A 20,106-nucleotide genomic window follows, 5' to 3' on the forward strand; every position below is an offset into this window, starting at 1 on the left:
CGTGACCACCGAACTCCCCCTCATTCCGAACGAAGGCGACGGCACCCCGAGCGGGGGCTGTGGCGAAGGCTGCGGCTGCGGAGCGGATCCCGACGGCGAGGCCATGGAGTGCGGGCTGGACCCGGCGCTGGCCGGGCTGCTGGCCGACGCCGGTCTGGACCCCGTGGAGGTCGAGGACATCGCGCACATGGCGATCGCCGAGGACCTGGCCGCAGGCGTGGACGTGACCACCGTCGCCACCGTCCCCGAGGAGGCCACCGCCACCGCCGACTTCACCGCACGCGAAGCCGGCACCGTGGCCGGTCTGCGGATCGCGGAGGCCGTGTTGTCGGTGGTCTGCGCCGACGAGTTCGAGGTGGAGCGGCACGTTGAGGACGGTGACCGGGTCGAGCCGGGGCAGGTGCTGCTGTCCGTCAGCGCCCGAACCCGGGACCTGCTGACCGGCGAGCGCAGCGCCCTGAACATCCTGTGCCGGCTCTCCGGCATCGCCACCGCCACCCGGCGCTGGGCCGATGCGCTGGAGGGGACCGGGGCGAAGGTCCGAGACACCCGCAAGACGACTCCCGGCCTGCGTTCCCTGGAGAAGTACGCGGTCCGTTGCGGCGGCGGGGTCAACCACCGCATGTCGCTCTCGGACGCGGCACTGGTCAAGGACAACCACGTGGTGGCCGCCGGTGGGGTGGCCCAGGCGTTCAAGGCGGTGCGCGAGCTGTTCCCCGAGCTGCCCATCGAGGTCGAGGTGGACACGCTCCACCAGTGCCGCGAGGTCATGGACGCCGGCGCGGACCTGATCCTGCTGGACAACTTCACCCCGCTGGAGACCGAGGAGGCCGTGCACCTGAACCGGGAGCACAACCAGGGCCGCGCCCTGCTGGAGTCCTCCGGTCGCCTCACCCTGGCCAACGCCGCCGCGTACGCGGCCACCGGGGTGGACTTCCTGGCCGTCGGCGGCCTCACCCACTCCTCCCCGATCCTGGACATCGGCCTGGACCTGCGCGAGGAGCGGTAATGCTGCTCACCATCGACGCGGGGAACACCCAGACCGTCTTCGGGCTCTTCGACGGCGAGGAGATCGTCGAGCACTGGCGGATCTCCACCGACCCGCGCCGCACCGCCGACGAACTGGCCGTGCTGATGCAGGGGCTGATGAGCATGCACCCGCTTCTGGGCGAGGAGCTCGGGGAGGGCGTCAACGGCATCGCCATCTGTTCCACGGTGCCCTTCGTGCTGCACGAGCTGCGCGAGGTCACCCGTCGCTACTTCGGGGACGTGCCGGCCGTCCTGGTCGAGCCGGGGGTCAAGACGGGAGTGCCCATCCTCACGGACAACCCCAAGGAGGTCGGTGCCGACCGGATCGTCAACGCGGTGGCGGCGGCCGAGCTGTACGGCGGGCCGGCGATCGTCGTGGACTTCGGCACGGCCACCACCTTCGACGCGGTCTCGGCGCGAGGTGAGTACACCGGCGGGGTGATCGCCCCCGGCATCGAGATCTCCGTCGAGGCCCTCGGGGTGCGCGGTGCCCAGTTGCGCAAGATCGAGCTGGCCCGACCGCGCAGTGTGATCGGCAAGAACACCGTCGAGGCCATGCAGTCCGGCATCCTGTACGGCTTCGCCGGCCAGGTCGACGGTGTCGTCACCCGCATGGCCAAGGAACTCGCCGGCCCCGAAGGCGACCCCGATGACGTGCGGGTGATCGCCACCGGCGGCCTCGCGCCGATGGTGCTCGGCGAATCCTCGGTGATCGACGTGCACGAGCCGTGGCTGACCTTGATCGGGCTGCGGTTGGTCTACGAGCGCAACGTGGGTTCCTTCACCTGATCCGCGCCGCGGGCGGGGTGCGTGCTCCCCGTCGGCCGGGTCACGCCCCGGCCGACGGGAACGCCGCGCCCGAGTTGTCTGCACTTACGGAGATTTTGTCCGATTAGCGCGTATCTTCGGGCCCATGCCCACGCCCTACGGATCCCGCGGCGGCATGGCGTTCAGCGCATCCGAGCTGCACGTGCTCCGGCGCGCCCTCGCCCACGCCCTCCACTCCTCCACGGACCCTCTGCCGGCCCAGGAGGTCCAGGACTGCCTGCGCCTGTCGCGATCGCTGGACGAAGCGGTCAGTGAGGCCGGGCGCCTCAGAGCCTTCCTGCTCGACGATCTCGCGCGCTACCGCGCAGCCCTGCCCGGCAGCTTCCCCGGCTACCTCGAACTCCTCCAGGACGCCCTCGCGGCCGGCTATCGGCCACACCCGGATGACCTGTCCGCCCTGCGCGCCCTGCGCGGCAACCCGGTCGCCAGCGCCCTCCTTGACCGCTGCCGTGCCATCGCGGAGCGATCCGTGAGGGCCCGACTTGCCCGGACCAAGGCCCGGGTGGCGGCTCCCGCTCCCCGAACCCGGCTGCTGGCCCTGCCTGGCGGACTGGACGAGGGTGACGGGACGGACCCCGGCCCGGAGGGCGGCGGCCCCGAAGACCGGCCGGCGGACCGTGACAAGCCCGGGCCGGCAGCCCCGTCCCCGCCACCCGACCGCCCCCAGGCGCCGCGTCCCGACCGGCCGATCCCCACCCCCGGAGAGGTCTTCCCGCCGCGCCGCAAGCCGGCACCTCCCCCCGGGTCGGGCCGCGCCGTCGGGTAGCTACCCTGAAGCCATGGAAATCGTTTCCGCGCTCGTGCCCCCCGTCTTCATGGCCGCCCTCTTCATCGGCCTCGTCGTGACGATCGTGAAGTCTCAGGGCGGCGCCAACAAGGCCAAGGAGGACGGGATCGTCGACACCGCCCTCGCTCGCGCCGAGGCGGCCCGTCAGGCCCCGAAGGCCATGGATTCCTGATCCGGGCCGCTTTGCATCACCCCCGCGCGAGCACCGCGCGATCCGGGCGTACGGCTCCTTTCGAGCCGTACGCCCGTTTTGTTGCGCAAATGGCCGGGCCATTCGACTCCGCGGCCACTATCGTGCTCGTGTGCCTCGCCCCTTGGGAGAACTCGAAGACGCCGTCATGACCAGGGTGTGGCAGTGGAACCGCCCGGTCACCGTTCGTGAAGTCCTGGAAGACCTCCAGCAGGAACGCTCCATCGCGTACACCACCGTGATGACCGTTATGGACAATCTCCATCAGAAGGGCTGGGTGCGCCGGGAAGCCGAAGGCCGGGCCTATCGATATACGGCGGTCTCCACCCGAGCCGCGTACTCGGCTGCCCTCATGAACGAGGCCTGGTCAACCAGCGACAACCCCGCAGCGGCCCTCGTGGCCTTCTTCGGGATGATGTCGGCGGAACAGCGTGAGGCCCTGCGCGACGCGATCCGGGTTGTACAACCCCAACCGAGCCCCGATCCCGGTCCGGGCCCGGATCTCACGGAGGTCCCTACCGAAGGGGACCGGACCGGGGACGAGAAGACGGACGCCCCCGAACAGCGGCCCGACGCGGGGCGATAGCGTCCGGGCATGGCAAAAGCAAAACCGGTCACCATCCGTCGGGCACGGACGAGTGATGTTCCCGCGGTCCGACGTCTACTCGACTCCTACGTGCGTGACCGCATCCTGCTCGACAAAGCCACGGTGACTCTTTACGAGGACATCCAGGAGTTCTGGATCGCGGAACGCGATGAGGACGCCCAGGTCGTGGGGTGCGGTGCCCTCCATGTCATGTGGGAGGATCTCGCCGAAGTACGCACTCTTGCCGTGGACTCCGACGTGAAGGGCTCGGGTGTGGGACACCGACTGCTCGGGCAGTTGCTTCAGACCGCCCGCTGGTTGGGCGTTCGCCGGGTATTCTGTCTGACCTTCGAAGTGGACTTCTTCGCCAAGCACGGCTTCACGGAGATCGGCGAGACTCCGGTGGACATGGATGTCTACGCCGAGCTGCTGCGTTCCTATGACGAGGGAGTAGCGGAGTTCCTCGGTCTCGAACGAGTGAAGCCGAACACCTTGGGCAACAGCCGGATGCTTCTGCACCTCTGAACGGCTATGTCCGAATCGCGCACGTTTCCCATAGTGCAGCTCCACTGAACCTCTCCCGGGGGTTTGTGTTTTCCCAGGAAAAGCGGTTTCCTTTCCGCGTACTGCATTTTCGATGAAAGGAAATCCGGTGGCACAGAAGGTTCAGGTCCTTCTTGTCGACGACCTCGACGGTGGCGAGGCGGACGAGACCGTGACGTTCGCTCTGGACGGCAAGACCTACGAGATCGATCTCACCACCGCCAACGCGGACAAGCTCCGTGGCCTCCTTGAGCCCTACACCAAGGGTGGCCGCCGCACCGGAGGTCGCGCCGCCGCGGGCCGCGCCAAGGGCCGCGCCGCCGCGAGCACGGGTAGCACCGACACCGCCGAGATCCGCGCATGGGCGAAGTCGAACGGCTACAACGTCAACGACCGCGGTCGGGTTTCGGCCGAGATTCGTGAGGCTTACGAGAAGGCCAAGGGCTGAACCGCCTGAGCTGGCCGACCTGGCCTTTCCGGTCGGGTGGTCCGCCGCAGCTGATGTCTGAGGCATTCACTGGCGACAGCACCCACCAGCCGCACCAGCCCGCCGCCACCCCGGCCCACCGGGGCCAGGGTCGGCAGCGCGGCCTCGCACCCCGGCTCGGGGGGCCGTAGCCACACAGCGGCTCCCTGCGTCGCGCCGCCGGTCAGGCCCGGTGGCATGGGTGCGCAGATCCGACCGCCCGCACCATGGGCGGTCAGGTCCAGAGCGATCCCGCTCCACTCCAGCCAGTCGAGCAGCCCGTCCAGCTCCTCTGCGCTCCCCGCGGCCACCCACAGCCGCACCCTGGTGCCGGCCAGGGCCACCGGACCGGTGGTGACGTCCTGTTCCAGCAGTGCCCTACCCGCCGCGGCGGGCAGCTCCAGCACGTCGAAGAGCTGGCCGGTCGGTAGCTGGAGCGGCACCCCACCGGTGCCGCCGGTGACCTTCCAACCCAGTTCCTGTTCGTACCAGTGCGCCCACCGGATCGAGCGCGTTGACGGCCCGCCCGCCCCGGGCGGGTGCTCGGGAGCCGGCGGAACGCGGGGGCCGGGGAAGCCCGGGAAGCCCGGGAGTCCGGGGTCGCTCGGGAAGGGGAGGGCCACTCCCCGGAAACCGGCGGGGCAGTCGTGGGGTTACGCGGTGTCGGGCTGAAGGCGCGGCGAGTTAGCCGGCATGGGCTGTATGCCACATTCGGGTACGCAAGTGTGTTCGCCCTTAGCTGAGGGATGCGGGTGTACTCGCATGGACTGTCCGTCACTGCGGGTAAGACATTCCTAGTGGATCGGGGCGACACACCGAATCGAGGGGCATCCGTTCGCCGTCGGCGTACTGCTGCGGCGGGTATCTGCCTGGCCTGCGGGAACATCGTCTCGCACCATCGAGTTGGAGCAGGTGTCGGCTGTGCAAGCCGGGAAATCCCCGCACAAGTGGGGGTGACCCTCGGACGGATGTCGGCAGTTGGAATGAGCTGTCCCGTCCTGCGGGACTAGCATGCGGAAGGACAGGGAGGGGACCGCCCCCTTACTGCCCGACCGCTCTGAGGAGCGATTAACGATGTTCGAGAGGTTCACCGACCGCGCGCGGCGGGTTGTCGTCCTGGCTCAGGAAGAAGCCCGGATGCTCAACCACAACTACATCGGCACCGAACACATCCTTCTGGGTCTGATCCACGAGGGTGAGGGTGTCGCCGCTAAGGCCTTGGAGAGCCTCGGCATTTCGCTTGAGGCGGTCCGCCAGCAGGTGGAGGAGATCATCGGTCAGGGCCAGCAGGCCCCGTCCGGCCACATCCCCTTCACTCCTCGTGCCAAGAAGGTTCTGGAGCTGTCGCTCCGCGAGGCGCTGCAGCTAGGCCACAACTACATCGGCACCGAGCACATCCTGCTCGGCCTGATCCGCGAGGGCGAGGGCGTCGCCGCCCAGGTCCTGGTGAAACTGGGCGCCGATCTCAACAGGGTCCGACAGCAGGTCATCCAGCTGCTCTCCGGCTACCAGGGCAAGGAGACCGCCACCGCCGGCGGACCGGCCGAGGGCACCCCCTCGACCTCCCTCGTCCTGGACCAGTTCGGCCGCAACCTCACCCAGGCGGCCCGCGAATCCAAGCTCGACCCGGTCATCGGGCGCGAGAAGGAGATCGAGCGGGTCATGCAGGTGCTGTCGCGCCGCACCAAGAACAACCCCGTGCTCATCGGCGAGCCCGGCGTCGGCAAGACCGCCGTCGTCGAAGGCCTGGCGCAGGCCATCGTCAAGGGCGAGGTGCCCGAGACCCTCAAGGACAAGCACCTCTACACCCTGGACCTCGGCGCGCTGGTCGCCGGTTCCCGCTACCGCGGTGACTTCGAGGAGCGCCTGAAGAAGGTCCTCAAGGAGATCCGCACTCGCGGCGACATCATCCTGTTCATCGACGAGCTCCACACCCTGGTCGGTGCGGGCGCCGCCGAGGGAGCCATCGACGCCGCTTCGATCCTGAAGCCGATGCTGGCCCGTGGCGAGCTCCAGACCATCGGCGCCACCACGCTCGACGAGTACCGCAAGCACCTGGAGAAGGACGCGGCCCTGGAGCGCCGCTTCCAGCCCATCCAGGTCGCCGAGCCCTCGCTCCCGCACACCATCGAGATCCTCAAGGGTCTGCGCGACCGTTACGAGGCGCACCACCGGGTGTCCATCACGGATGCCGCGCTGGTGGCCGCCGCCACGCTCGCCGACCGTTACATCTCGGACCGTTTCCTGCCGGACAAGGCGATCGACCTGATCGACGAAGCCGGTTCCCGGATGCGCATCCGCCGGATGACCGCGCCGCCGGACCTCCGCGAGTTCGACGAGAAGATCGCCGGCGTCCGCCGGGACAAGGAGTCCGCGATCGATTCGCAGGACTTCGAGAAGGCCGCTTCGCTGCGTGATTCGGAGAAGCAGCTCCTGACCGCGAAGGCCAAGCGGGAGAAGGAGTGGAAGGCCGGCGACATGGACGTCGTCGCCGAGGTGGACGAGGACCTGATCGCAGAGGTCCTGGCCACCGCCACCGGTATCCCGGTCTTCAAGCTGACCGAGGAGGAGTCCTCGCGCCTGCTGCGCATGGAGGACGAGCTCCACAAGCGCGTGATCGGTCAGAAGGACGCCATCAAGGCTCTCTCGCAGGCCATCCGCCGTACGCGGGCCGGTCTCAAGGACCCGAAGCGCCCCGGTGGCTCGTTCATCTTCGCCGGCCCCTCCGGTGTCGGTAAGACCGAGCTCTCCAAGACCCTCGCCGAATTCCTCTTCGGTGACGAGGACGCGCTGATCTCCCTCGACATGTCGGAGTTCAGTGAGAAGCACACGGTTTCGCGACTGTTCGGTTCGCCGCCCGGTTACGTGGGCTACGAAGAGGGCGGCCAGCTCACGGAGAAGGTCCGTCGCAAGCCGTTCTCCGTCGTCCTCTTCGATGAGGTCGAGAAGGCGCACCCGGATATCTTCAATTCCCTGCTGCAGATCCTGGAAGACGGTCGACTGACCGACTCGCAGGGCCGGGTGGTGGACTTCAAGAACACCGTCATCATCATGACGACCAACCTGGGAACCCGAGACATCTCCAAGGGATTCAACCTCGGATTCGCAGCCACGGGCGATGTCCGCACCGGATATGAGCGGATGAAGGCGAAGGTCAACGAGGAGCTCAAGCAGCACTTCCGGCCGGAGTTCCTCAACCGTGTCGATGACACGGTGGTCTTCCACCAGCTCAGCCAGGAAGACATCATCCAGATCGTCGACCTGATGATCGCCAAGGTGGACGAGCGCCTCAAGGACCGCGACATGGGCATCGAGCTCAGCGGTGATGCCAAGTTGCTGCTGGCCAAGCGGGGTTACGACCCGATCCTCGGAGCCCGTCCGCTGCGTCGCACCATTCAGCGCGAGATCGAGGACATCCTCTCCGAGAAGATCCTCTTCGGTGAGCTCCGTCCCGGTCACATCGTGGTGGTCGACGTCGAGGGTGAGGGTGAGGAGAAGAAGTTCTCCTTCCGCGGCGAGGAGAAGTCGGCGCTTCCCGACGTCCCGCCGATCGAGCAGGCAACGGGCGGGTCCGCCGGCCCGAACCTCAGCAAGGACGCGTAGCGTCCGGCCTCAGGGCCAGGCTCGCAGGGGGCGCCCCCGGAACCACGGTTCCGGGGGCGCCCCCTTTTGCGCTGCGCGGCTGGAACCGGTGGCGCGGTACTCGTCCCTGGGGCGTGCTCCGGCGTTCCGGCGGCCTCAAGGGGCCCTGCGGGCCCCTTGAGGAGCCGTTACTCGGTCGTGAGCGGTCCTCTGGGGAGCCGGGGCCCGGCCTCGCCGCCCGCGTGCGCGGATCGCGGGTGCCCCCGCGTTGTGTCTGGGTGTCGTGTGCCGTGGCAGGGCCCGGGACCCGGGCAGCCCGGCTCGTTCGGGCCCCGCCAGCGGGGTCCGGGCGCCGTACGGTCGCTGGGACCCCTGGCCGGAGGTCCACCAGGGAGATCGGCGACTTCTGGTTCCGGGACTTTGGTTCTGAAACGGAAGGACTTTAGTCCTAATTCGATCTTGGGTGCGGTGACAAGGCGCACAGGGGCACAGGGGCGTACTAGCTGAGGCAGTAGATCCAGAAGGGTCTAGTCGTGGGGTTTAACCCCACTTCGGAGGGGGTCAACGGGGGCGAATTCCTTCGTGTCGGCTACGAGGTTCGCTAGTAATTGGGGTTTTTGAGAAGTAAGGGCCATTCGGGTTACCAAGGTGAGGCCAGCCCGGCAGGTGTGCCGGGCGGTTTCCTGCCCGGGGGTTCCCCCGGGTCCCCCTGAAGGTCCGGACCGCTCCGGGCCGACGGGCCCGGGTCCCCCCGGGTCCCGCTGTCCCCACCGGCCCGGCTCGCCCCGGGTTCGAAACTGCCCGGAGGCTTCCCCATGTCGAAGAGCACCGTCACCACCCGTCGCCCGTCCGCCGGCCGTACCCGCCGCGGCGTCCTCGTCGCCACTGGGCTCGGGGCCGCGCTCGCGCTCGGTGTGGGTGGCGCCGCCTCCGCGGCACCGCAGGCCGCCGCGCCGGCGGCCAAGATCGCCGTCGCTCCGGCGGCCGTGGCCTCGGTGGCGAAGAAGGCCGCCGCGTGGGACCTTCCGCTGGACCACTACAAGCTGTCCGCGACCTACGGCAAGGGCGGCAACATGTGGGCCCACAAGCATTCCGGTCAGGACTTCGCCGTGCCCACCGGCACCCCTGTCAAGGCCGTCGGTGCCGGCAAGGTGGTCAAGGCCGGGGGCAACGGCGCCGGCGATGGTCCCGCGTACGGCAACGCCATTGTGATCAAGCACGCCAACGGCAAGTACTCGCAGTACGCGCACCTGTCGAAGATCAAGGTTCGGGTCGGCCAGAAGGTCGCCACCAACCAGCTCATCGGTCTGTCCGGCAACACCGGCAACTCCAGCGGTCCTCACCTGCACTTCGAGATCCGCACCACCCCGAACTACGGCTCCGCGATCAACCCGGTCTCGTTCCTGCGCGGGGTCGGCGTCACTCTCTGACGCGGAGACCCTGACCACCGGGGTCCCGTTCCCCGCTGGCTCCTCAGGCGTGGTGGGCCTGACTGATCAGATCGATGGCGACTTCGAGGGCGGCCCTGCGCTTCTCCTCGGGGTCGCCTTCGACGTGCTGGAGGAAAGCCAGGCCGGCGTGCATGGTGAACAGTGCGCTGACGCAGCGGACCTGGTCGGTCAGCGGGGTGTCGGTGGTCCGCAGCAGGTCGACCATGCGGAACAGGCGCTCCTTGAAGGCCTCCCCGATGCTGAGCTCGCGCAGCGCCGCCTGGTTCTCCTGCATGAAGCGGTAGAGCGGGGCGGCGTCCGTCATGGCTTCGCTGTAGCGGCTCAGCAGTTCCTTCTTGACCTCCAGGCTCCGCGGCTCCGGTTGGCGCTCCCCCCAGGCGATCAGCTCGTCGATCGGGCGGGTGAGGTCCGCGAAGAGGCTGATCAGGATGTCTTCCTTGGTCTTGAAGTGGTAGTACAGCGCGGCCTTGGTGACGTCGAGGCCTTCGGCGATCTCCCGCAGGGACGTCTTCTCGTATCCCTGTTCGGCGAAGAGCTCCAGCGCGACGTCCTGAATGCGCTGGCGGGTGTTCCCGCGGCGCTGCTGCGGAGTGCTGGAGCTCGACATGGATCTCTCCCAGAAAACTTACTTGACGCCCGGCTAGTGACAGGTCTACCGTCCCCAGTGTAGTGAACTAGCCGGGCGGCAAGTAAGTGCCAGGGGAGCGGATCGTGGGCGAAATGGCGGGGAATCGAGCCAAATCCGAGGCGGTGGCAGAGCCACCAGCCGAGGGGGCGGCGGAGCAGGTCGCAGGGGAGGGGTCCAAGCAACGCAGTGTCCGAGTGGTCCTCATGGCCCTCATGATCGCGATGCTGCTCGCGATGCTCGACAACATGATCATCGGCACCGCCATGCCGACGATCGTCGGCGAACTGGGCGGCCTGGCACACCTCTCCTGGGTGGTCACCGCCTACACCCTGGCCACCGCGGCCTCCACGCCCATCTGGGGCAAGCTCGGCGACATGTACGGGCGCAAGGGCTCCTTCCTCGCGTCCATCGTCATCTTCCTGATCGGCTCCGCGCTCAGCGGCATGGCCCAGAGCATGGGCGAGCTCATCGGCTTCCGAGCGCTTCAGGGGCTGGGCGCCGGCGGCCTGATGGTCGGGGTGATGGCGATCATCGGCGATCTGATCCCGCCCCGGGAGCGCGGCAAGTACCAGGGCATGATGGCCGGAGTCATGGCGCTCGCCATGATCGGTGGGCCGCTGGTCGGCGGGACCATCACCGACCACATGGGTTGGCGCTGGTCCTTCTACATCAACCTGCCGCTGGGTGCGATCGCCCTGGTCATGGTCACCATGGTGCTGCACCTGCCGAAGAAGACGGCGCAAGGCAAGATCGATTACCTGGGTGCGGCCCTACTTACCCTCGCGATCACCTCGACGGTCCTCCTCACCACCTGGGGCGGCACCGAGTACGCCTGGGGCTCGGCCGAGATCCTCGGCCTGATCGCCGTGGGTCTCGTCTCCACCGCGGCCTTCCTCTACGTCCAGACCCGGGCTGCCGAGCCGGTGCTCCCGCTGCACATATTCCGTAGCCGCAACTTCAGCCTGATGCAGGTCATCGGCTTCCTCACCGGTTTCGCGATGTTCGGCGGCGTGCTGTACCTGCCGCTGTTCCAGCAGTCCGTCCAGGGGGCTTCGGCCACCAACTCCGGGCTGCTGCTGCTTCCGATGCTGCTGTCGATGATGGTGGTCTCCCTGATCGCCGGCCGCATCACCACCAGCAGTGGCAAGTACAAGATCTTCCCGATCCTGGGTGGTGCCCTGATGGTGACCGGCCTCTTCCTGCTGGCCCAGATGGACACCACCACCACGCGGTTCGTCTCCGGTCTCTACATGGCGGTGCTCGGCGCCGGACTCGGCTTCCTGATGCAGATCACCATGCTGGTCGCGCAGAACAGCGTGGAGATGAAGGACATGGGCGTCGCCTCCTCCTCCGCCACTCTCTTCCGTACCCTCGGCGGTTCCTTCGGTGTCGCTCTGATGGGTTCCCTGTTCACCAGCCGGGTCCAGGACACCATGGCCGAACGGGCCGGGGCCGGCGCCGAGGCTCCGGGGGCCCTGGCGGGCGCCCAACTCGACGCGGCCAGCCTGGCCAAGCTGCCGGAAGCGGTGCGCGAGGCCTACCAACACGCCGTGGCCGCCGGCACCCACTCCGCCTTCCTGCTGGGCGCCGCCGTGGCCGTCGCCGGTTTCGTCGCCGCCTGGTTCGTCCGAGAGGTGCCGCTGCGCGGGGCCGGTCCTGCTCCGGCCTCTAAGGAGCACCCTGCGGTGGCCCAGTCCGCTGCGGCGGCCCACTGACCCTGCCCTGATCCCAGTCCGATCGAAGGCCTCCGGTGCGCCGGGGGCCTTCTGTCGTTCTCCGAGCGTCCTCCACTACGGCCGCCCGGCCGGTTGATCGGTGCGGGTTCGCTCCGGGGGCGGGTGGTGGCGCCGCTGCCTACGGTGGGCAGGGAGTCGCCTCTCAGTCGCGCAGGAGTGGAGCAGAAATGATCAAGGGTCTGGGCATCGCGGCCGTCTGGACGCTCGACCAGGAGCGCACCATGGCCTTCTTCACCCAGAAGTTGGGCTTCGAGGTCCGCAACGACATCACCTTCGGCGGGGTGCGCCGGCTCACCGTGGGGGCCAAGGGCCAGCCCGAGGTGGAGCTTGCCCTGCTGGGGCCAGGACACGACAGCGTCGATGCCGAGTCCGCCCGAGCCCTGCGGACGCTGATCAGCGGCGGGGTGCTCGGAGCCGCGGGGTTTCGTACGGACGACTGCTTCGGGGACTACGAGACGTTTCGGGAGCGAGGCGTCCGGTTCCTCCAGGAGCCGCGGGAGCGCCCCTGGGGGATCGAGGCGATCTTCCGCGATGAGGACGGCAACTGGTACGCGCTGACCGAGCGGCTCAGCGGGGATCTCGACCCGGCGCGGGGGTGGGGGGACGTGGTGGGCGAGTCCTGCTGAGGGCGCGGCCGATGGACAGCCGCCTCGGCCCGGCGCGTCCAGGGGCGGCTAGGGCCGCCGTCGACGCTGGCCGCGGCGCCGGGCTCGTGTGCCCCCACGGCGCCCCGGGAGCGGTTCCCCTCGTCCCCGCGGGTGGGTCTTGTTCGACCCGGGTGGGGCCCGCTGGGTGCGCGTTTCACCGCACCGGGACCGGGGCTTCCCCGGTGCGCGCCGGCGCCAGCGCGCGTCCGGAGCGCAGCGCCAGGGCGACCGCCACGGCCGAGGCGGCCGTGAGCAGTCCCGCCGCGATGAGGGTGTGTGCGTCGGGTTCGGTCAGCGCCTGGCCGCGCAGGGCCTGCCAGGTGACCAGGGCGACCAGGCCCGCGTAGCCGCCCGAGGCGATCAGCACCAGGCGCAGCCGGACGGCGGGGGCGCCGGTGGGCCGGATCCGCAGGAGGGCCAGAGCGAGCAGCGGGAGCACCTGGAGGGCGTGCATGCCGACGAAGTGACCGATGCGCAGGTCCCCTCCGGTCGCTGACCAGCCGGTGACGGGCAGGTGTGGTCCGCCGTCGGGGACGCCGACGCTGTGGGCTCCGACGGTGGTGACCACCTGGGCGGTGAGTTGTTCCTCGGTGGGTTGTGCCATCAGGAAGCCGATGGCCAGACCGACCAGGGCGATCGCGGAGCCGAGGCGCAGGGACCAGAGGAGGGCGGGGTCCAGCGGTCGGTCGTCCCCCCGGTGTGCGGGGCGGCGAAAGAGGAGTACGGCGATCAGGAGTGCCGCCAGCCACAGCACGGCCACGGTGGCGCCCATCACGCCGAAGAGCGCGCTGTCCAAAGGAGTCTCGTTGTTGAAATGACTGCGTTTGCCGCGCACCACCTGGCCGACGATGATCAGCATTTCGATCGCTCCGGCTGCTGCGATGACGGTGCCGGCCCACCAGCTCACCCGTCGGGCGCGGGGTCGGGTGAGGAAGGAGTGCATCCAGGCGAGGGTGGCGCCGTAGAGGGCGAAAGACGCGGAGAACTTGAGTGGTTTGTGCCAGATCGGGGCCCCGACCAGGCGGCGGTCATCGATGAGGAGGCCAAGGGCGCAGGCGAACAGGAGCAGCACCATGGCGGCGGTGAAGAGCACCAGTGGTCGGTGCCAGGCGGTGGTGCGCCAGGTGGCGGCGGGCCGGCGGGTGCGCTGGGCCGGTGGAGTCGGCATGGAGTTCCCCCAATATGGATAGTGGTGCTGTCCACTATCTGGTAGCACCACTATCTATCCTGTGGAAGGGGAATCACAAGAGCCGGACCTGGAAATCAGGGACATCCCCGAGGCGGCCCCTGAGGGCCGTTGGGGCGGGCGAGAAGGAGAGAGCGCGTTGCGCATCGGTGAGCTGAGCCGTACCACCGGAGTTCCGGTGCCGACGATCAAGTTCTACGTACGGGAAGGACTGCTCCCGGCCGGCGAGCTGACCAGCCCCAACCAGGCCCGCTACGGCGATGCGCACCTCCGGCGGCTGCGCCTGATCCGGGCGCTGTTGGAAGTGGGCGGACTCTCCCTGGGCTCCATCAGGAAGGTGCTCGAAGTGGTCGAGGACACCGGCCGTCCGGTCCACGAGATGCTGGGGACCACCGCCCGGACCCTGGACCACCTCTACCCCGACGCCGTCGAGGACCCGCACGGCGAGGCCCGCCGCATGGTCGCGGACCTGATCGAACGAAGGGGCTGGCACATCAGTCCGGAACATCCGGCCGCCGTGGAAACGGCCGCGGCCGTGGCCTCCTTCACCGCAGTGGGCCATGAGGATTACTTGGAGTCCCTCGACGACTTCGCCGCGGCCAGCGAACGGATCGCGGAGGCGGACCTCGGCTACGTGGCCCGACGGGTCGAACGTGAGGACCTCGTGGAGCGGGTGGTCGTCGGCACCGTCCTGGGTGACGCGCTGCTCGCCGCGCTCCGACGGATGGCCCAGGTGGACGCCTCGGCGCGCCGGTACGACAACGCGTGATCATCTCGGTGCGGGTGGGGCGGGCGGGTCGGGGTCTGTCGCGGCGGGGCGGCCGGTCGGCTCAACGCTCCCCGGCGGACGGGAAACTGCCCGTCACCGTCGGTGCGTGCTCCGGCAGCCACAGGACGGCCACCGCGCCCCCGCCCGGTCCCCGGTCCTCACCCGTCCCCTGAGCGTCGGAAGCGCCCGGGAGGGCCACGTTGCGGAAAGTCAGGCGTGCGCCGAGGACCCGTGCCTGGCCCTCGGCGATGGTCAGCCCGAGTCCGTGCCCCACCCCGGCCCGGTCGCTGGAGCCGGTCCGGAAACGGCTCGGTCCGTCCTTGAGTATCGCCTCCGGGAAACCGGGTCCGTGATCACGGACCCGAACCACCCGCCCCTCCACATCGATCTCGATCGGCGGCTTGCCGTAGCGAGCGGCGTTGGCCAGCAGATTGCCCAGGATGCGCTCCAGCCGGCGCGGGTCGGTGGCGACGAACTCGTTCGCCACCACCCGGACCCGCGCCTGCGGCATCAGCATCGCGACCCGCCTGGTCACGAACTCACCGAGGGCCACTTCCTGGAGTTCGGCCCGCTCCGAGGAGCTGTCCAGCCGGGCCACCTCCAGCACGTCCTCGACCAGCGCACGCATGGCCTGGGCTCGGTCCCGCACGAGTTCCGTCGGCCGGCCCGGAGGCAGCAGCTCCGCCGCGGTCAGCAGCCCCGTCACCGGTGTGCGGAGCTCGTGAGCGATGTCCGCCGTGACGCGGCGCTCGGCCTCCAGCCGCTGCTGGAGCGCGTCGGCCATCCGGTCCACGGCTCGGGCGAGGTCATCGGTCTCGTCCCGAACCACCCCACCGACCGCGTCGCGGACCCGGACGCCGGGCACCCCCTGGGCGACCTGTCCGGCTGCCGCAGCGGCCTTGCGTAGCCGTCGGGAGATCTGGCCGCCGATCAGCACCCCGAGCGCGGACCCGCCGAACAGGACCGCCGCGGAACCGATGACCAGGGCGCGGTCGAGGTCCTGGAGTACGTTCGCGCTCTCCGCGAAGCGGCTGTGCAGGGACAGCACCTGCCCGTTGCCGAGGGGAACCGCGGCCCATACCTCGGGTGCCGCGCCGGGATGTTCCTGCACGTAGGTGCCGCGGCGTCCGGACCGGGCCTTGTCCCGCAGCTCCCGTGGCAGATCGGGATCGTTGAGCTTCGCGCCGAGCGGCGGCTTCTTCGACGCCTCGGCGTTGCGCGAGATGAACTGGACCCGCTCCAACTGGACCTCGCGGGCGTTGTCCAGCATGGAGACCCGGGCGGCACTGTGCACGACCAGGCTGAGCGCCAGGGCGATGAGCGCCCCCACCGCGGCGATCGCGAGGCTGATCTTCCAACGGATTCCGGTGCGCAGGGTGACGGCCTCCGGGCGCCTCACGGTCCCTCCTCGGCACGTGGCCCCTTCGCCCCCGTGGTGGGGCGGTGGTCTCCCGTGGCGCCGGGCCGCGCAAGGGGCGGCTCTGCGGAGCATCTGGCGGACCTCAACGGAACATCTCCTGGCGGGGCGCTCGGCGACGTGGTGGCTGCGGCGGGTTCCCCTTGGGCTGGGGAGCGGTGCTTCACCCTCGGAGCTTGTAGCCGAAGCCCCGGACCGTCTCGATCCGGTCCTGTCCGATCTTCGTACGGAGCCGCTGTACGTGGACGTCCACGACCCGGGTGTCCCCGCCCCAGCCGTAGTCCCAGACCCGCTCCAAGAGCCGGTCGCGGGACAGTACGGTCCCCGGGGCGGCGGAGAACTCCAGCAGCAGTCGCATTTCGGTCGGAGTCAGGGCAACCGGAGTGCCGCTCCGCCGCACCTCCATGCCCTCGGTGTCGACCACCAGATCGCCGAAGGAGAGCGGGCCGGACTCGCCGGCCACCCCGTCGTCGTCGCGGGGCCCGTTCCCACCGGCGTGGCCGAAGCGTCTGAGTACCGCGCGGATCCTGGCCACGAGCACCGAACCGTCGAACGGCTTGGTGACGTAGTCATCGGCCCCGGCCTCCAGGCCCAGCACCACGTCGATGGAGTCGGCCCGTGCGGACAGCATGATCACCGGCACGGTGGACTCGTCGCGGATGCGCCGGCACAGGCTCACGCCGTCCATGCCCGGCACCATGACGTCCAGCAGCGCGATGTCCGGCCGGTTCGCCCGGAAGGACTCCAGCCCCGACAGGCCGTCGGGCATCGCGGTCACCCGGAAGCCGTCGCGCTCCAGGGCGAGCGTCGTGGCCTCGCGGATGACGTCGTCGTCCTCGACGAAGAGCACCTGGGTCTCGGCCATCTCCTGCTTCCAGTCCTTCGCTTGCACAACGGTCGGTCTTCGGTCGGTCTTCGAATCAGTTGGCGCTGGTGACCGCTGGCGCCGGCTGCCCGCCGCCGTCCACGGCGTTGCTGTAGTCGGTGTGGACCCGGTCGTGCTCGGTGAACTTCTCACCCGTCCACCGGTAGGTGATCACGTCCTCCCCCGAGGGATAGGCCAGGGCGTCGCTCTTGGTGTACACCGGCTTGGTCAGCACCAGATCCCCGCGGTCCACCTCCGCGTAGACCGGGGGCTGCTCGTCCGCGAAGACGTTCTCGTAGCCCTCGCCGTTCGCCCGGTACACGTAGGAGCCGAGGCCGACCGCATCGGCGCAGGACAGCACGTTGACGATCACGTCGTTGGGGCCGTTGGCAGTGACCTTCCCGTAGGTCACGTCCACCGGGTACTCGTCGGCCACACAGGGCCTGAGGTCGCGCTTGATCTCCGAACTGACCTTCGGGTCGTTCTTCACCAGGGTGACCGCGTCGATCCTCTCGTAGGCGGGGGAGTGGCTGACTGACGGGGCCGGGGCCGCCGCCTTGCCCACGGGGTCGGTGTGTGCCGGACCCTCGTCCCGCACTCCGGTGCCTCCCGAGGCGCACCCACCCACCAACAACGCGGCACCGACGAGGGCGACCGCCCCCGCCGACACCGCTGCCAGCGAACCCCTGCCCCGCACGAGACCCTCGTCCGTCCCGGGTCTGCCGCCGTCTTTCAGGCCGCGCAACGCTCCCGCCCCTCACTGTGGTCCCCGCGTTCCAAGGCGCGCATGTCCAGGTCCCGCCTCTCCAGCTCCTGGCGGAGCCGGGCCAGTGCCCGGTGCAGCGTGCTCTTCACGGTTCCCGCCGACATGCCGAGCGCCGCGGCCGTCTCCTCGGTGCTCATCTGCTCCCAGTGTCGCAAAACGACGACGCTGCGCTGCTTCGGCGCCAGTACCCCGAGTATGTCCATCAGCAGGGCGCGGTCGGCCCGCTGGTCGGAGCCGTCCTCGACGCGGGCGTCGGGCAGCTGCTCGGTGGGGACCTCTTCGAGCTTGCGGGCCCGCCACCACTCGGTCCGGGTATTGATCATCACGCGGCGCAGGTAGGCGTCCGCCAGCGACTTGTCGGCGATGCCCTCCCAGCGGCCGTAGGTGCGTACCAGGGCGGTCTGCAGCAGGTCCTGCGCGTCCACCGGGTCCGGGACCAGGCGCCGGGCGCTGCGCAGCAGCGCGTCCTGCCGAGTGCGGACGTACTCCTCGAATTCGAGTACCTCGCCGTGCGCCATCTCAGACCGCCTCCGATCCAACCGTTCGATCACCCGTTTGCTTGTGGAATCGAAGGTACGGAGGCGTTGTCACGGGGCTGTGCGAGTCAGCACTCGGAGGGCGCACGGTAAACCGTAGGTTGTGTAACAGCCCCGCTCGGCAGGCGGCGGATCAGGTCAGCGGGAGTCGGTACAAACGGTCCGCCAGCGGCTCCACCAGGCCGTCCGCGACGAGCCCGTCCAACGCCCTGGCCCGCTGCACCGGATCGTCCCACACGGCGTCGAGGCGCTCCCCGGGCACCGGGTCGACGGCTTCACGCAGGACCGCCAGTAGTTTTCCGCGGACCTGCCGATCGGTGCCGGCATAGGTCTGTCCGCGCCGCGGCGGGCCGTCGTGGGCGGGCTTGCCGGCCAGCCGCCAGGCGCAGCGCGCGGCGATCGGGCAGCGCCCACAGGCCGGACTCTTCGCGGTGCACACCAGCGCGCCCAGTTCCATGGAGGCCGCCGCCCACCGGGCCGCGGTGGCTTCCTGCTCGGGCAGCAGGGCTCTGGCCAGCCGCCGCTCGGCCGCCGTCGTCGCGTTCGGCGGGTACTCGACACCGGTCTGTGCGCGGGCCAGGACCCGGCGGACGTTGGTGTCCAGCACGGGGTGGCGCTGCCCGTAGGCGAAGGAGGCGACGGCGGCTGCGGTGTACTCGCCGATGCCGGGCAGGGCCAGCAACTGGGCGTGGTCCTGCGGCACGTCGCCGTGGTGCCGTTCCGTTATGGCGACGGCCGCGCCGTGCAGCCGCAGCGCCCGACGCGGGTAGCCCAGGCGACCCCAGGCACGGACGGCCTCGCCGGGCGGCTCGGCGGCCAGAGCGGCCGGGCGGGGCCAGCGGGCCACCCACTGCTCGTAGACGGGCAGCACGCGTGACACCGGCGTCTGTTGCAACATGAACTCGCTGACCATGACTCCCCATGCGCCCGCTTCGGGGCGGCGCCAGGGCAGGTCGCGGGCGTTCTCGTCGAACCACGCGATGACGGGGGTGTGCAGGGCGCCGGGGCTGTCGTCCGGCGGGGCGGCTGAGGCGGTGGTCGTAGCACTCATGACACAGGCATCCTGGCACGTTTTCACGGGCGTCCGGTGCACGCCCACGGCCACCCGGCGGTGCCCCTCAGCGGCCCGGCATGATGATGATCGGCAAAACACGCAGGGTCGGGCCGCATATGGGCGCCGATCGTGGGCGGAACTCTCGTACAGTTTGCGCCGTGGGATCTCTGCGCAATCCGGTCGGGCCGCTCCCCTCCTCCATCTACTGGCGTCGGAGGGCCGTCCTGGCGTCCGTCGTCGCCCTGCTGGCCATCTTGGCCGTATGGACCGTCAGTTACGGCGGCGGGGGCGGTAGTACGAACAACGACAAGAACCCGCGCGCGGGCGGACCCGTCCCCGCGATCACTCCGGGGCCATCCGGCACCGGGCCGGCGATCAGCCAACAGCCCGGCGGACGCGAGGAGTCGAGCGCCGGCTCGGGTACGGGTACCGGCTCGGGCGATGCAGGCGGCGGCACTGACTCCGGCGCCGGCAAGAACGGCGACCCCGGCGCCGGCGCGCCGGTGGGCCGCAGCGGCGACCCCGACTCCGGCACGGGCGGCTCAGCGGGTCCCGGATCGGTACGGGTGCCGGCCGACTCCAGCCTGCCGAACTGCACGGCCGGCGCCGTCCGGTGGGCGCTGCGCAGCACCAAGAACTCCTACGAGCTCGGCGAGCGGCCCCGCTTCGAGGTCACCGCCACCAACAGCTCCAGCACCGACTGCAAGGTCGACCTCGGCCCCGGCCGGGCGGTTGTGAAGATCACCGAGGCGAGCACCGACAAGGCCGTGTGGTCCTCCGCGGACTGTCCGCGCACCGCCAGCACCTACTACCAACTGCCCGCAGGGAAGCAGGCGACCCACATCGTGGAGTGGAACCGCGCCTTCAGCGCGGCCCGCTGCGCCACCCCGCCGCCGGGCACCGCCGCCCCGGGCACCTATCTGGTGGAGGCCACCGCCCCGGGCCTGCCGATCGTCCAGACCTCGTTCGTCCTGGAGAAGGACTGAGTCGAGGCCGCGACCGGGCCCGGTCGCGAAGGTCGGGGACGGCGCCGGTTCGAC

21 protein-coding genes are annotated in these 20,106 nt (G+C 69.7%); 13 read left to right on the forward strand and 8 right to left on the reverse strand.

The features are described from left to right. Window position 1 precedes the first annotated feature (1 nt). From nadC to ACFYMC_RS11990, 7 genes are all read left to right on the forward strand, one after another. Window positions 2-1,009 carry a carboxylating nicotinate-nucleotide diphosphorylase gene (nadC, locus tag ACFYMC_RS11960; protein ID WP_388522606.1) on the forward strand — a complete coding sequence of 336 codons (1,008 nt, stop codon included), beginning with the start codon at window positions 2-4 and terminating at the stop codon, window positions 1,007-1,009. Beyond that, a complete protein-coding gene (locus ACFYMC_RS11965) occupies window positions 1,009-1,818 on the forward strand; it encodes a type III pantothenate kinase (RefSeq protein ID WP_388522608.1) in 810 nt (269 codons plus the stop codon). Before nadC ends, ACFYMC_RS11965 begins: the two co-directional genes overlap by 1 nt. 154 nt (window positions 1,819-1,972) lie before the next feature. Further along, window positions 1,973-2,623, forward strand: coding sequence for a hypothetical protein (locus ACFYMC_RS11970; protein ID WP_388522709.1), 651 nt, complete (start codon window positions 1,973-1,975; stop codon window positions 2,621-2,623). Between the two features lie 13 nt (window positions 2,624-2,636). Further along, window positions 2,637-2,816, forward strand: coding sequence for a hypothetical protein (locus tag ACFYMC_RS11975; protein ID WP_388522611.1), 180 nt, complete (start codon window positions 2,637-2,639; stop codon window positions 2,814-2,816). A 130-nt stretch (window positions 2,817-2,946) separates the two neighbouring features. Further along, a complete protein-coding gene (locus ACFYMC_RS11980) occupies window positions 2,947-3,420 on the forward strand; it encodes a BlaI/MecI/CopY family transcriptional regulator (RefSeq protein WP_388522613.1) in 474 nt (157 codons plus the stop codon). Window positions 3,421-3,429: 9 nt separating this feature from the next. Continuing rightward, complete coding sequence (locus ACFYMC_RS11985; protein ID WP_388522615.1) at window positions 3,430-3,945, forward strand: amino-acid N-acetyltransferase; 516 nt, start codon at window positions 3,430-3,432, stop codon at window positions 3,943-3,945. Between the two features lie 127 nt (window positions 3,946-4,072). Further along, window positions 4,073-4,411: an Lsr2 family protein gene (locus ACFYMC_RS11990; RefSeq protein ID WP_388522617.1), complete on the forward strand. Its 339-nt coding sequence runs from the start codon at window positions 4,073-4,075 to the stop codon at window positions 4,409-4,411. Here ACFYMC_RS11990 and ACFYMC_RS11995 read toward each other — a convergent pair. Next, a complete protein-coding gene (locus ACFYMC_RS11995) occupies window positions 4,390-5,052 on the reverse strand; it encodes an SCO3374 family protein (protein ID WP_388522618.1) in 663 nt (220 codons plus the stop codon). The genes ACFYMC_RS11990 and ACFYMC_RS11995 overlap by 22 nt on opposite strands. Window positions 5,053-5,503: 451 nt before the next feature. Between ACFYMC_RS11995 and ACFYMC_RS12000 the strand changes: the two genes are divergently transcribed. Further along, window positions 5,504-8,032 carry an ATP-dependent Clp protease ATP-binding subunit gene (locus ACFYMC_RS12000; RefSeq protein WP_388522619.1) on the forward strand — a complete coding sequence of 843 codons (2,529 nt, stop codon included), beginning with the start codon at window positions 5,504-5,506 and terminating at the stop codon, window positions 8,030-8,032. A 794-nt stretch (window positions 8,033-8,826) separates the two neighbouring features. Next, window positions 8,827-9,441, forward strand: a complete 615-nt coding sequence (locus ACFYMC_RS12005) for a M23 family metallopeptidase (RefSeq protein WP_388522621.1) — start codon at window positions 8,827-8,829, stop codon at window positions 9,439-9,441. A 43-nt stretch (window positions 9,442-9,484) separates the two neighbouring features. Here the strand turns inward: ACFYMC_RS12005 and ACFYMC_RS12010 are convergent, their stop codons facing one another. Next, on the reverse strand, window positions 9,485-10,069 hold the full coding sequence (locus ACFYMC_RS12010) for a TetR/AcrR family transcriptional regulator (protein ID WP_388522623.1): 585 nt from the start codon (window positions 10,067-10,069) through the stop codon (window positions 9,485-9,487). 224 nt (window positions 10,070-10,293) lie between these two features. Between ACFYMC_RS12010 and ACFYMC_RS12015 the strand changes: the two genes are divergently transcribed. Together ACFYMC_RS12015 and ACFYMC_RS12020 are read left to right on the forward strand one after the other, a co-directional pair. Continuing rightward, window positions 10,294-11,805 (forward strand): MDR family MFS transporter, encoded by a 1,512-nt coding sequence (locus ACFYMC_RS12015; protein ID WP_388522712.1) that lies wholly within the window; start codon window positions 10,294-10,296, stop codon window positions 11,803-11,805. Window positions 11,806-11,993: 188 nt separating this feature from the next. Further along, window positions 11,994-12,452, forward strand: coding sequence for a VOC family protein (locus ACFYMC_RS12020; RefSeq protein WP_388522626.1), 459 nt, complete (start codon window positions 11,994-11,996; stop codon window positions 12,450-12,452). Window positions 12,453-12,627: 175 nt separating this feature from the next. Here the strand turns inward: ACFYMC_RS12020 and ACFYMC_RS12025 are convergent, their stop codons facing one another. Beyond that, the gene (locus ACFYMC_RS12025) at window positions 12,628-13,641 is read right to left on the reverse strand and encodes a hypothetical protein (RefSeq protein WP_388522628.1); all 1,014 of its coding nucleotides are present in this window, start codon (window positions 13,639-13,641) and stop codon (window positions 12,628-12,630) included. Window positions 13,642-13,702: 61 nt separating this feature from the next. Between ACFYMC_RS12025 and ACFYMC_RS12030 the strand changes: the two genes are divergently transcribed. After that, complete coding sequence (locus ACFYMC_RS12030) at window positions 13,703-14,428, forward strand: MerR family transcriptional regulator (RefSeq protein WP_388522629.1); 726 nt, start codon at window positions 13,703-13,705, stop codon at window positions 14,426-14,428. A 61-nt stretch (window positions 14,429-14,489) separates the two neighbouring features. On the opposite strand, the gene cseC is transcribed toward ACFYMC_RS12030, so the two are convergent. The 5 genes from cseC to ACFYMC_RS12055 all read right to left on the reverse strand — a co-directional run bounded on the left by cseC (window position 14,490) and on the right by ACFYMC_RS12055 (window position 19,063). Next, complete coding sequence (gene cseC / locus ACFYMC_RS12035; RefSeq protein ID WP_388522632.1) at window positions 14,490-15,827, reverse strand: two-component system sensor histidine kinase CseC; 1,338 nt, start codon at window positions 15,825-15,827, stop codon at window positions 14,490-14,492. Between the two features lie 181 nt (window positions 15,828-16,008). Next, window positions 16,009-16,710 carry a two-component system response regulator CseB gene (gene cseB / locus ACFYMC_RS12040; protein ID WP_388522635.1) on the reverse strand — a complete coding sequence of 234 codons (702 nt, stop codon included), beginning with the start codon at window positions 16,708-16,710 and terminating at the stop codon, window positions 16,009-16,011. A gap of 55 nt (window positions 16,711-16,765) precedes the next feature. Further along, a complete protein-coding gene (locus tag ACFYMC_RS12045) occupies window positions 16,766-17,455 on the reverse strand; it encodes a hypothetical protein (RefSeq protein WP_388522637.1) in 690 nt (229 codons plus the stop codon). Beyond that, complete coding sequence (locus ACFYMC_RS12050; protein WP_388522640.1) at window positions 17,443-17,994, reverse strand: SigE family RNA polymerase sigma factor; 552 nt, start codon at window positions 17,992-17,994, stop codon at window positions 17,443-17,445. The genes ACFYMC_RS12045 and ACFYMC_RS12050 overlap by 13 nt, the downstream gene beginning before the upstream one ends. Window positions 17,995-18,145: 151 nt before the next feature. Beyond that, entirely contained in the window at window positions 18,146-19,063 is a 918-nt protein-coding gene (locus ACFYMC_RS12055; RefSeq protein ID WP_388522643.1) for an A/G-specific adenine glycosylase, read from the reverse strand. Window positions 19,064-19,224: 161 nt separating this feature from the next. Between ACFYMC_RS12055 and ACFYMC_RS12060 the strand changes: the two genes are divergently transcribed. Beyond that, the gene (locus tag ACFYMC_RS12060; RefSeq protein ID WP_388522646.1) at window positions 19,225-20,052 is read left to right on the forward strand and encodes a hypothetical protein; all 828 of its coding nucleotides are present in this window, start codon (window positions 19,225-19,227) and stop codon (window positions 20,050-20,052) included. The last annotated feature ends 54 nt before the right edge of the window (window positions 20,053-20,106 follow it).

It is taken from the genome of Streptomyces sp. NPDC006879, from assembly GCF_042869595.1.
Taxonomy (GTDB): domain Bacteria; phylum Actinomycetota; class Actinomycetes; order Streptomycetales; family Streptomycetaceae; genus Streptomyces.